Annotated in this window: 9 protein-coding genes and 1 pseudogene; 2 read left to right on the forward strand and 8 right to left on the reverse strand. The window is 64.6% G+C overall.

What is annotated here, in order from left to right; all coding sequences use genetic code 11:
* The 7 genes from XH88_RS14310 to XH88_RS14340 all read right to left on the reverse strand — a co-directional run bounded on the left by XH88_RS14310 (position 1) and on the right by XH88_RS14340 (position 8,843).
* The gene (locus XH88_RS14310; RefSeq protein WP_271668932.1) at positions 1 to 1,974 is read right to left on the reverse strand and encodes an acetyl/propionyl/methylcrotonyl-CoA carboxylase subunit alpha; all 1,974 of its coding nucleotides are present in this window, start codon (positions 1,972 to 1,974) and stop codon (positions 1 to 3) included.
* Complete coding sequence (locus XH88_RS14315; RefSeq protein ID WP_271668933.1) at positions 1,971 to 3,587, reverse strand: acyl-CoA carboxylase subunit beta; 1,617 nt, start codon at positions 3,585 to 3,587, stop codon at positions 1,971 to 1,973. Before XH88_RS14315 ends, XH88_RS14310 begins: the two co-directional genes overlap by 4 nt.
* 114 nt (positions 3,588 to 3,701) lie before the next feature.
* Positions 3,702 to 4,568, reverse strand: coding sequence for a 3-keto-5-aminohexanoate cleavage protein (locus tag XH88_RS14320; protein WP_271668934.1), 867 nt, complete (start codon positions 4,566 to 4,568; stop codon positions 3,702 to 3,704).
* A 231-nt stretch (positions 4,569 to 4,799) separates the two neighbouring features.
* Positions 4,800 to 5,600, reverse strand: a complete 801-nt coding sequence (locus XH88_RS14325) for a helix-turn-helix domain-containing protein (RefSeq protein WP_271668935.1) — start codon at positions 5,598 to 5,600, stop codon at positions 4,800 to 4,802.
* Between the two features lie 175 nt (positions 5,601 to 5,775).
* Positions 5,776 to 6,432 carry a glutathione S-transferase family protein gene (locus XH88_RS14330; RefSeq protein WP_271668936.1) on the reverse strand — a complete coding sequence of 219 codons (657 nt, stop codon included), beginning with the start codon at positions 6,430 to 6,432 and terminating at the stop codon, positions 5,776 to 5,778.
* Positions 6,429 to 7,595 (reverse strand): acyl-CoA dehydrogenase family protein, encoded by a 1,167-nt coding sequence (locus XH88_RS14335; protein ID WP_271668937.1) that lies wholly within the window; start codon positions 7,593 to 7,595, stop codon positions 6,429 to 6,431. Before XH88_RS14335 ends, XH88_RS14330 begins: the two co-directional genes overlap by 4 nt.
* Positions 7,596 to 7,706: 111 nt before the next feature.
* Positions 7,707 to 8,843, reverse strand: coding sequence for an acyl-CoA dehydrogenase family protein (locus XH88_RS14340; protein WP_271668938.1), 1,137 nt, complete (start codon positions 8,841 to 8,843; stop codon positions 7,707 to 7,709).
* A gap of 268 nt (positions 8,844 to 9,111) precedes the next feature.
* Here XH88_RS14340 and XH88_RS14345 point away from each other — a divergent pair, with 268 nt between their 5' ends.
* Together XH88_RS14345 and XH88_RS14350 are read left to right on the forward strand one after the other, a co-directional pair.
* Positions 9,112 to 10,662, forward strand: a complete 1,551-nt coding sequence (locus tag XH88_RS14345; protein ID WP_271668939.1) for an acyl-CoA synthetase — start codon at positions 9,112 to 9,114, stop codon at positions 10,660 to 10,662.
* Between the two features lie 83 nt (positions 10,663 to 10,745).
* Positions 10,746 to 11,376, forward strand: a pseudogene (locus XH88_RS14350) (ABC transporter substrate-binding protein).
* A 73-nt stretch (positions 11,377 to 11,449) separates the two neighbouring features.
* On the opposite strand, the gene XH88_RS14355 reads toward XH88_RS14350, so the two are convergent.
* Complete coding sequence (locus XH88_RS14355) at positions 11,450 to 12,220, reverse strand: helix-turn-helix domain-containing protein (protein ID WP_271668940.1); 771 nt, start codon at positions 12,218 to 12,220, stop codon at positions 11,450 to 11,452.
* Between the last annotated feature and the right edge of the window lie 19 nt (positions 12,221 to 12,239).

Here is a 12,239-nt window from a genome sequence, read left to right on the forward strand (position 1 = left end):
CTATGCTTCAATCTCCACTACAATCCGTCCCGTCGTGACCTGCTCGCCCTCGGCGACATCGATCGCGGCGACCACGCCGTCGACGCCGGCCTTGTGGACGTGCTCCATCTTCATCGCCTCCAGCGTCAGCACCGGCTGTCCCGCAGTGACGCGCTCGCCCGGTTTGACCAGGACGGCAACGACGCGGCCGTTCATGGCGGCGCGGACCTTGCCGTCGCCGCCGTTGCTTGCGGCGGCCTTCGGCGCGGCCAGGGTGAGATCGGTGATCGCGAGCGGGACGCCGCGATGCTGGAGATGGAGCCGATCGCCGTCGCGCAAGAATCTTGCACTCTCCATCACACCGTCGTGGCGGAAACGGATGAAGTCGGGATCGAGCTGCTCAATCTCGAACTTTTCCCGGCAGCCGGACGCGGCAACGATGTAGCTGCCGTCACGCTGGCGCGTGACCTCGAGTTCTTGCGCGTGGCCTGCGATCTCGATCTTCACGGGCAGCGGGAACGTTGCCGACAGGCTCCGGCCGCTCCGCCATGCCGGTGCACGCGGGTTGGTGACGTAGAGCAGCAGGCCCGCGAGCGCCGTGTCGAATACTATATTCGCCGGCGGCGCCAGGAGTTCATCGCGATGCGCGCCAATGAAGGCCGTGGTCGCCTCACCCCTGGCAAGGCCGGGATGACGCAGGCACGACATCAGGAACGCCTGGTTGGTGGTCACGCCAAGCGCGGTCAGTTGTTCCAGCCCGACGATCAGCTTTCCCCTCGCCTCCTCGCGCGTGGCGCCATGGCTGATCACCTTGGCGATCATCGAATCATAGAAAGGCGGGATCTCGATGCCCGATTGCAGCGCGTGCTCGACGCGAACGCCCTCAGGCACCTGCCAGCGCGCCATGCGGCCGGACTGCGGCATGAAATCCCGCGCGGCATCTTCCGAGCACAGCCGCACCTCGATGGCGTGGCCGGAGGATTTGATATCCTGCTGCTTCACTGGCAGCGGCTCACCGCGCGCGACGCGCAGCTGCAGCTCGACGAGATCGAGCCCGGTGATCGCTTCGGTGACGGGATGCTCGACCTGGAGACGGGTGTTCATCTCCATGAAGTAGAACTCGCCGCTGGCATCGAGCAGGAACTCCAGCGTCCCGGCGCCCTCATAGCGCAGCGCCTTCACAGCAGCGACCGCGACCTCACCCATCTTCGCGCGCAGCCCCGGCGTGACCGCGGGCGACGGCGCCTCCTCGATCAGCTTCTGGTGCCGCCGCTGCACCGAACAGTCCCGCTCGCCGAGATGAATGGCGTTGCCGTAGCTGTCGCCGAACACCTGGATCTCGATGTGGCGGGGATTCTGGATCGCGCGCTCGAGAATGACTGTGGGATCGCCGAACGCCGCCTTCGCCTCCGACCGCGCGCTCCGCAATGCATCCGGGAAAGCTGCCGCGTCAGTGACCAGTCGCATGCCGCGACCGCCACCGCCCGCGACGGCCTTGATCATGACAGGGAAGCCGATCTTTATGGCTTCCGCGAGCATGATCTCGTCGCCCTGATCCGTGCCCTGGTAGCCGGGCACGACAGGGACACCGGCCTTCTTCATGATCTCCTTGGCGCCGGCCTTGTTGCCCATCGCCTCGATCGCCTGCGGCGACGGACCAATGAAGACGAGACCGGCATCCCTGCAGGCCTGCGCGAAATCCTCGTTCTCGGCGAGGAAGCCGTAGCCGGGATGCACGGCGTCCGCGCCGCTCGCCCTGGCCGCGGCAATAATCGCGGGAATGTTGAGATAGGATTGCGCCGGCAAGGCTTCGCCGATCCGCACGGCCTGATCTGCCTGCCTGACGTGGAGCGCGTCGCGATCGGCATCCGAATAGACCGCGACGACGCCCAGGCCGAGCTGTCGCGCGCTGCGCATCACGCGCAGTGCGATCTCGCCGCGATTGGCGACGAGGAGCTTGAAGAACGGCCGGTGCTGCGCTGATCCGTTCCTCATGGGCGGGCCACCGAAAACTGCATGCGCTGAGGTGTGCGCGCATCGCCCTCACGGCAGATCGCGAGCACCTCGGACAGCACCGCGCGGGTATCGCGCGGATCGATCACGCCGTCGTCGAGCACGCGCGCGCTGGTCGAGAACACGTCCATCTGGCCGTCGAATACGCCGATGATCTCAGCCTTCATCGCATCGAGCTTTTCCCGTTCAACCGGCTTGCCGCGGCGGGCGGCAGCAGCTTCGGTCACGATCGCCATGGTCTCGGCGGCCTGCTCGCCGCCCATCACCGCGGTCTTGGCGTTGGGCCAGGAGAAGCAGAAGCGCGGATGGAAGCCTCGGCCGCACATGCCGTAATTGCCGGCGCCGAACGAGGCGCCGCAATAGATGGTGATCTGCGGCACCGTCGCCGAGGTCACCGCCTGGATCATCTTGGAGCCGTGCTTGATCATGCCGGCTTCTTCATAGGCCTTGCCGACCATGTAGCCGGTGGTGTTGTTGAGATAGAGGATCGGCGTCCGGGTCTGGCAGCAGGCCTGGATGAAATGCGTCGCCTTGTTGGCACCGGCGGGATCGAGCGGCCCGTTGTTGGTGATGATGCCGATCGCCTGCCCCTCGATGCGGGCGTGCCCGCAAGCGGTGGCCGGGCCGTAATCCGGCGCCATTTCGGTGAAATCGGAGTCGTCGACGATGCGCGCGATCACCTGCTTCATGTCCACGGGGCGCTTGTGGTCCATCGGCATGATGCCGAGCAGCTCGTCCTGATCGTAGCGCGGTGGCTTGAAGTCCGACGACGTCCGGCCCGGCCGCTCCCATTCCAGCGCAGCCATGATCTCACGCGCGATCCGCAACGCGTCGCGATCGTCCTCGGCGAGATAATCGCCGAGGCCGGAGATCTGCGTGTGCATCTCGGCGCCGCCGAGCTCTTCCTCGGTCGCGATCTCGCCGGTCGCGGCCTTCAGCAGCGGCGGACCGGCGAGGAAGGCGCGGGTGCGGCCGCGCACCATGACGATATAGTCCGAGAGACCGGTCTGGTAGGCGCCGCCCGCGGTGGAGGAGCCGTGCGTGACGGTGACAACAGGCAGGCCCGCCGCCGACAGGCGCGCGAGATTGCGAAAGATGTTGCCGCCGCGGACGAAATCCTCGACGCGGTAGCGCAGGAGATTGGCGCCGGCGCTTTCGACGAGCTGGACATAAGGCAGCTTGTTCTCCAGCGCGAGCTCCTGCACGCGCAGCGTCTTGTCGAGGCCGAAGGGCTGCAGCGCGCCGGCATCAATGCCGGAATCGCTGGCGCTGACCATGCAGCGGATGCCCGAGACGAAACCAATACCGGCGATGACGCCACCGCCGGGTACGCTCTTGCTGGCGTCGGGCACGTCGAACATGTAGCCGGCGAGCGTGGAGAGCTCGATGAAGGGTGCGCCGGGATCAAGCACCAGCGCGACGCGTTCGCGCGGCAGCAGCTGCCCGCGCTTGTGGAAACGATCCTTTGCCACGGCAGAAGCGGCACGCGTACGCTCTTCCAGCGCGCGCATGCGATTGATCAAGCCAAGCATGCCGTCGCGGTTGGCGTGATAGGCGGCGCCGCCGGGGGAAATGATGTTTTCGAGTATGGACATGGCTCTATCCTACCCGTCATTGCGAGAAGCGAAGCTACGAAGCAGTCCAGAAATGTATCTGCCGAGACAGTCTGGATTGCTTCGCGTCGCTCGCAATGACGGCTGGGGCTACATTCAGCGATTCGTCCCAAAGATCTTCCGCGCCTCGGCCGGGCTGGCGATCTCCCGCCCCGCGCGCCTTGCGCAGGCGGCGATGGCCTCGATCAGCTGCCCGTTCGAAGTCACCTTCTTGCCGTCGGCGAGATAGAACGCGTCCTCGAGGCCGGTACGCAAGTGACCGCCGAGCTCGGCACAACGCTGGTGCAGCGGCCATATCTCTTCGCGGCCGATGGCCGTGACCTGCCAATGCGCTTCGGGGCGCTTCAGCTTGATCAGAATCGGCAGCAGCTCTGGATCGGCAGGCATGCCGGAGGCAACGCCCATCACGAAGTTGTATTCAAGCGGCCCTTTGTACATGCCGACCTGGTGGTACATGCCGACGCAGCGGACGATGCCGACGTCGAAGCATTCGAACTCGGGGATAGTGCCGACCGCGTTCATGACGTCGAGATAATCCTTCACCTTCTCGACCGCGTTGTCGAACATCATCGGCGGCCAGGCCCAGGTGTTGTCGGCCTTGACCTTGAGATAGTTCAGCGAGCCGGCATTGCAGGCGGCGATCTCCGGCTTGGTCTCGCGGATGCAGTCGAGCGCGCCAGAATAGTTCGGCCCTGATACGCCCGAGGTGTGGTTGATGATGACGCCCGGGCAGGCTTCGCGGATCGCCTGCTGGATCTCCTTTGAGACTGCGACGTCCCAGGACGGCAGGTGGCCCTTGTCCGGCGCCTGCTGGCGCAGGTGGATATGCATGATGGACGCGCCGGCATCGAACGCAGCCTTGGCCTCGCGCGCCATCTGCTCGGGCGTCACGGGCACGTTGTGCTGCTTCGGGTCGGTGAGCACGCCGTTCAGCGCGCAGGTGATGACGGCCTTGTCGCTCATGCCCCAGATGTCTCGCACGTTGAGAATTCAACGCCTGCGATCATGTGATGCGGGGCATGCGGCTTCTTGCGCGGAGAAGCTGGGAAAAACGACGAATTGTAGGCTGGGCATGGCGACTTGTCTGCCGTAGCTCGCAGCGCGATGGCGGAAGCCTGCCCACCATCTTTGCCAATTCCGAGAGATGGTGGAGCACGGCGCAAGAGCGCCTTTGCCCACCTTGCGAGAGCGGCGCTAGCCCGCTTCCGCCATCCGCACCGTCTCGGTGCTGCGATAGATCGCAAGGTCGCGCGAGCCGACGAAGATCGCGCGCGGCTTCAATCCGTAGAAGCGACGGATCGAGTGGCTGAAATGGGTGGAATCGGGGTAGCCGATATCCTGCGCGAGATGGGCGAGGTTGAGGTCCTGATTGGCAAAGTGCAGCAGGTGCCGCGCGCGCTTCCAGGCGCGGAAGGAGCGGAACGAGATGCCGGTCTCTTCCTTGAACAAATGCAGGAAGCGCGAGGCGGAGAGGCCGGCTTCCGCAGCGCAGGTATCCGCCGTCACCGGCTCGCCCGAGAAGCGCTCGATGCGGGCGACGGCGCGCGTGACGCGCGGGTCGAGCACGCGGCGCGGCAACGCCTCGCCAAAGCACATCTCGTCGAACTCGGCCGTGGTGATATCGCCATAGCGACGCTGACGCAGCAGCGCGTAGGCGGCGAGGATTTTGCGGGCATAGGCCGCCCGATCGGGCCCCATCAGCCGCTGGGCCAAGTCTTGCAGCACGCCGTCCGCCATGCTTTCCGGCTCGAGCGTCACGCTAATGGCGGTGCGATAATCACTGGCAATGGAATGCCGCTGGTTCGGCATGGTGACGAACAATTCGGCGGAGGCGAGAACGTCGTCGATGGTCAGATGCAGGCTGCCTTTCACCGCGACGTAGACGTGGCAGCAGCCCGGGGTCCGCTTGCGGGGGCGGCCAAGCAGGCCGGCATAGAAGACCCGCTCTGGTGTGATCAGCATCAGATGGTCGGATTCGCGACCGTGATATTCCATTGGGCTCCTCCTCGCGCGGCTCTCTGGCCACTGCGGATGGGGCTCACCTTAGCGGAAATTTGGGCGCTGTCACGACGAGGTAGCGCTGTCATCGCGCGCAAAAGACTACCGTCCGGGAGGCCCGATGAGCCGCGCCCGGAACCGCGATCAGACCATCATCCCATCCTGCGGAATGCTACGCCCTCACGCGTGGCGCAACATTCTGCTCGACGCCGGCCTTCTGCTCCGCCGCAACCGCGCGCTTGAAGCCGTCGCGCTGCTGCAAGCGTGCCCAATAGGCCGCGACATTCGGCCCAAAATCCTTGGCGAGACCGATATTGTCGGCGAGACGCAGCGCGTAACCGATGACAATGTCGGCGGCGGTGAAGCGGCCGGCGCACAAGGTTGCGGCATTGGCGGTCGCTGCCTCGACGGCGCGCAGCCGTCCCAAGAACCATTTGGCGTAGTCGGTGGCCACCTGCGGGTTGCGGCGCTCCTCCGGTTCGAGCTGGGTGTAGCGGAGCACCAGCGTTTGCGGGAAGGTTAACGTGGCGTCGCTGAAATACATCCAGTTCAGGAAAGCGCCATAGGCGGGATCTTCCGGGCCGACCATCAGCGGCGTCGGGCCGTAGACGACGCCGAGGTAATGGCAGATGCCTGAGGACTCCGTCATCCTGGTCTCGCCGTCGACCATGAACGGAATTGTGCCCAAAGGATTGAGCGCGAGATACTCCTTGGCGAAGACGCGCGGCGGGAACGGCAGCATCTTCAGCTCATAAAGCAGCCCCATCTCCTCCAGCATCCAGAGCGGGCGGAACGAGCGCGCGGCGTCGCAATGGTAGAGCGTGATCATGAGGCGTTTCCCTTACTACCCGGCAGCGTGCCCATCATCTTGCACAGGACCATCAGCATGACCTCGTCGGCGCCACCGCCGATCGAGGTCAGACGGCTGTCGCGATAGGCGCGGCTGACCGGCGTCTCGTTGGTAAAGCCCATTCCGCCCCAATATTGCAAGCAGGCGTCGGTGAGCTCGCGGCCGAGCCGGCCGGCCTTCAGCTTGGCCATGGTCGCAAGCTTCGTCACATCCTCGCCGGCAACCAGCTGCTCGGCGGCGCGATAGATCAGTGCGCGCAACAGCTCGACTTCGGTCTGCATCTCCGCGAGCTTGAAGTGCACGACCTGGTTGTCGAGGATGCTATGGCCGAACGCCTTGCGGTTGCGGGTGTATTCGATGGTCTCGTTGATGATGTATTCGTGCGCCTTGAGGCAGGCCGCTGCGCCCCAGAGCCGTTCCTCCTGGAACTGGATCATCTGGTAGGTGAAGCCCTTGCCCTCCTCGCCGATCCGGTTGCGCTTGGGCACGCGAACATTGTCGAAGAAGATCTGCGCCGTATCCGACGAGCGCATGCCCATTTTGTCGAGCTTGCGGGCAACGGTGACGCCCTTGCTCTTCATGGGCACGCAGATCAGCGATTTGTTGCGGTGAACAGGCCCATCGCCGGTGTTGGCCAGCAGGCAGATCCAATCGGCTTGGGTGCCGTTGGTGATCCACATCTTGCCCCCGGTGATGAGATAATCATCGCCGTCGGAGCGAGCATTGGTTTTGATCGAGGCAACATCGGAGCCCGCACCGGGCTCGGAGACGCCGATGCAGGCGACAAAGTCGCCTGATATCGACGGCGCCAGAAACTCGCGCCGCACCTCGTCCGAGCCGAATCGCGCCAGCGCCGGCGTCGCCATATCGGTCTGCACGCCGATCGCCATCGGCACGCCGCCGCAGGTGATGGCCCCCAACTCCTCCGCCATCATCAGCGCATAGGAATAGTCGAGACCGCAGCCGCCGAACTCGACCGGCTTGTTCAGCCCGAGGAAGCCAAGGCGGCCCATCTTCTTGAACAGCTCATGCGCCGGGAAGATGTCGGCCTTCTCCCATTCATCGACGTTGGGATTGATCTCGTTCGCGATGAATTTTTGCAAGGAGCGGCGGATCTCGTCGTGGTCGGCGGTGAATAGCATTTTTGTCAGCTCAACTCTCGGTATCTCTCATGCGCTCGTCATGGCCGGGCTTGTCCCGGCCATCCACGCCTTCGTCACGCGGCAGAAGAACGTGGATGACGGAGAACGCGGCTACAACCCCATCTGCCGCGACGCCAGATCCTTCATGATCTCCTCGGTGCCGCCGCCGATGGCGTTGACCTTGACCTCGCGATAGATGCGCTCGGCCTTGATGCCGCGCATGAAGCCGGCGCCGCCGAAGATCTGCACGGCTTCCGAGGCGCAAAAAGCCATGGTCTGCGTCGCCTGGTTTTTCATCATGCAAATTTCGGCGACCGGGCTCTCGCCCTGCTCCAGCCGCCAGGCCAGCATCTCCAGCATCGCCTGCGAGGCCGCGACCCTCTGTGCCATGTCGACGATCTTGTGGCGGATAACCTGGTGCTGGGCGAGCGGCTTGCCGAAGGTCTTGCGCTCCTTGGCGTAGGCGACGGCTTCGTCGAGGCAGACGCGGGCAAAGGCGGTGCAGCTCGCCGCCATGCCCATGCGCTCGCTGTTGAAATTCTGCATGATGATCTTGAAGCCGCGCCCCTCCTCGCCGATCAGGTTCTCGGCCGGCACGCGGCAGTCATCGAAATGCAGCGCCGCGGTGTCGGAGGCCCACCAGCCCATCTTTTTCAGCTTGGTGCGTGACAGGCCCGGTGTGTCGCCCTCGATCAGGAGCAGGCTGACGCCGCCGGCGCCCTCACCACCGGTACGCACCGCAACGGTCAGATAATCGGCGCGCATGCCCGAGGTGATGAATGTCTTCTCGCCGCTCACGACGTAGTGATTGCCGTCGCGGCGCGCCCGGGTACTGAGATTCGCGACGTCGGATCCACCGCCCGGCTCGGTGATCGCGAGCGCGGATATCTTCTCGCCTGCCAGCACCTGCGGCAATACGCGCGCCTTGACCTCAGGCCGCGCGGCGCGGGCGATCGGCGGCGAGCCGATGGTGTGGCTCATCAGGCTGGCCGTGACGCCGCCGGCCCCGGCGCGCGCCAGCTCCTGGCTCGCCACGATCTTCATGAACTGGTCGGCGGCGATGCCGCCATATTCCTCCGGGAATCCGAGCCCCAGCAGCCCGATCTCGGCCGCCTTGCGATAGAGCGCGCGGGGAAATTCGCCGGCCTCGTCCCACTCATGGGCGAACGGGGCGATCTCCTTGTCGACGAAGCGGCGCATCACGTCGCGGAAGGCGTCGTGCTCGGCGGTATAGAACGGGCTCTTCATTGCGCTTTCGCCTTCGACGACTCGTCTCGTTCCACCATGGCTGGAACATCGGCGGCTCACTTGCGCCGAGTAGCTGGCTGGGGAGCCGCCCAACGCGCCGCTGAGTTCTAGCAACTCAACGCAAGACGATTTTCACCCCGCGCAGGCCAACTCCAAATCAAAAAAGACTGCTGCACAAAACTCCGGCTGGCCTCCCAGGGCCATGCCGGGCATGGTGCACAGCAATAAGATTCAGGCAGGCGGCCCAAGACCGCCGAGGGAGGGAGTGTTGGCCGTCCGTTATTATGACTGGATCGCTCATCATGCACGCCGCGCGCCTTCCAGGCTCGCGGCCATCGATCTTTCCAGCGAGCGCCGCTTCACCTATGCAGAGCTCGATTCCCGCGTCTCGCGCCTCGCCTCGTTCTTCCGCCACACGCTGAAGATTGCGCGCGGCGACCGCGTCACAGTGCTGGCTCTGAACACAACCGATACCTTGGAGGTGCAGTTCGCCTGCGGACGATTGGGCGCCGTCTTCGTGCCGCTGAACACTCGCCTCACCGTCCCCGAGCTTCAGTTCATCACCGCCGATTGCGCGCCTGTTGTGATGATCCACGACGCTGATCTGGCCGAGACGGCGCTCACCGTCGCCAAACTCTGCAACGTCGCGACCAGCCTGCTGCTCGGCCCGGGCGGCTCTTACGAAGCCGGCATCGGCTCAGCAAAGCCGCTCGACCGCGCCGAAGAGGTCACGCTCGATGATGTCTCGACCATCATGTACACGTCGGGCACCACGGGCCATCCGAAGGGCGCGACCATCACCCATGGCATGACCTTCTGGAATTGCGTCAATCTCGGCGGTCCCGCCTGCATCGGACCGGCCTCGGTGCTGCTGACCGTGCTGCCGCTGTTCCACACCGGCGGGCTGAATTGCTACACCAATCCGGTGCTGCATGCCGGCGGCACCGTGATGATCATGCGCGCGTTCGATCCCGGCACGGCGCTCGGCTTGATCAACGATCCCGCGCAAGGCATCAACGTGTTCTTCGGCGTGCCTGCGATCTACCAGTTCATCGCGCAGCATCCGGCTTTCGCAACGACTGATCTGTCCCGATTGATCGTCTGTGGCGTCGGCGGCGCGCCGATGCCGGTGCCGCTTCTGAAAGTGTGGGAGGCGCGCGGCGTCGCGCTTCAGCAGGGCTACGGCATGACCGAGACCTCCCCGGCGGTGCTGGTGCTGGATCGCGAGGATGCGGCACGGAAGGCCGGCTCCGCCGGCAAGCCGGTGCTGCACACCGAGGTGCGCATCGTCCGCCCCGACGGCAGCGATGCCGATGTCGGCGAGCTCGGCGAGCTCTGGGTCAAGGGCCCGAACATCACCCCAGGCTACTGGAACCGGCCGGAGGCGAACAAGACCTCCTTCACCGACGGCTGGCTGCACACCGGGGATGCCACGCGCGTCGATGAAGAAGGGTTTTACTACATCGTCGACCGCTGGAAGGACATGTACATCTCCGGCGGCGAGAACGTGTACCCGGCCGAGGTCGAGAACGTCCTGCACCAGCTCACCGCGATCGCGGAAGCGGCCGTGATCGGCATTCCCGATCCACAATGGGGCGAAGTCGGCCTTGCCATCGTTGCGGTGAAGCCGGGCCAGCGGCTGATCGAGTCCGATGTCTTGGCGCATTGCGCGGCCAATCTCGCGCGCTTCAAATGCCCGCGCCAGATCCGCTTCGTCGATGCGCTGCCGCGCAACGCGACCGGCAAGATCCACAAGCCGACCTTGCGCAAGGAGTTTTCGGTCGCCTCCGAAGTCGACAAGAAAGTCGCCAACGCCTGATCAAAGCGCCCTCTCGCGGGCGCGTTTTTGTTTTGAAATGCTCCATCCAACAAGAAACCCAAGGAAGCATCCAAGGAATTTCCATGAAGAACAGGAAACTCTCCCTGCTCGCCGCCGCGGCGGCCCTGACATTGCTTTCGGTCCAGGCCGCCAACGCACAAAAAGCCTACGACACCGGCGTCACCGACACCGAGATCAAGATCGGCAATGTCGAGGCCTATTCCGGTCCGGCGTCCGCCTACGGCATCATCGGCAAGACCGAGGATGCCTATTTCAAGATGATCAACGAGCAGGGCGGCATCAACGGCCGCAAGATCAATTTCATCTCCTGAAGGCGTGCTCTCGGCCGGCTACCTCAAGGACGCCTCGGATCCGCAATGGAAGGACGACGCCGGCATGAAGAAGTTCATGGCCTTCATCGAGAAATACATGCCCGGCGCCAACATTTCGGACGCCAATCTGGTCTACGGCTATGCCGCAGCCCAGACCATGGTGCAGGTGCTGAAGCAGGCAGGCGACAATCTCACGCACGAGAACGTGATGAAACAGGCCGCCAGCCTGAAGGACTTCACGCCCGATACGCTGATCCCGGGGATCACGATCAACACCTCGGCCGCCGATTTTGCGCCGATCGAGCAGCTCAAGATGTGGCGGTTCAAGAGCGGCCAGTGGGAGCTGTTCGGCCCCATCATCAGCGCCGAGCCGAGCGGCTAGCTCGCGACGAGCCCGCACCTCTCAAGGAAAAAGCGGCCTCGCGGCCGCTATTTATGCGAGCCGCGAGGGCGGGCTATCCCGGCAGAAAGAGCGCGAACGATTCGTCGACCGTACGGCGCAAATGATCGCGATAGAGTGCATGGTTTGGGTCGCCAGGCGCGACCCGCCCCAGCGACGGCGTCGGGACATTCCTGAGCGGTACATAGGCGATCGGTGCCGCGACCGGTGTGAGTTGCGAGCCGGCGCCGGCGCGCAGCGTCGAGATGATGCCGTACATCGCGCCGGCCACAGTCGGCCGCGACACCGTGATGACGCGGTGCTGACCATGCTTGTTGATGACGAGGTAGATGAATCCGGATTGATGCGGCACGGCAACCTCGCCGGTGTGCTCATAGGCCGCATCGGTGCGATCACCCTCGCGGAAAACCAGCGAGGAGACCTTTGGCTCCCAGACGATCTCGGTGCGATAGGCGAAGATCGCATCCTTGTCCCCGAACGACGGCCGCAGCGTAATGTAGACACCCTCGAGCCAGGTGACGGCGCGATGCGAATAGGCGCCGAGACTGTCCGGCGCGACATCGCTGCCGGCCGTGGGCGACGGCACGATAGTGCTCTTGCGCAACGAGACGCCGAGCGCCTGCTCCAGCCGAACCGTGGTGGCCAGCGTGAACGGGCGGCGACCGCCGAGCGCCTTCTCCAATGTCGACAGGCTGAGCTTGGCCTGCTCGGCCAGCGCCTGCCGCGAAATGCGGCGCCTGGCGATTTCCTCCCGGATCGTCTCCGCGACCTCGCGGCTCTGCTCGTCGGAAAGCTGCCTGTCAGAGAGCTTGTCTTGCGTCTGCATCGTTAACCCTGCTCCACGG

This window comes from Bradyrhizobium sp. CCBAU 51627, assembly GCF_028128765.1.
GTDB lineage: Bacteria > Pseudomonadota > Alphaproteobacteria > Rhizobiales > Xanthobacteraceae > Bradyrhizobium.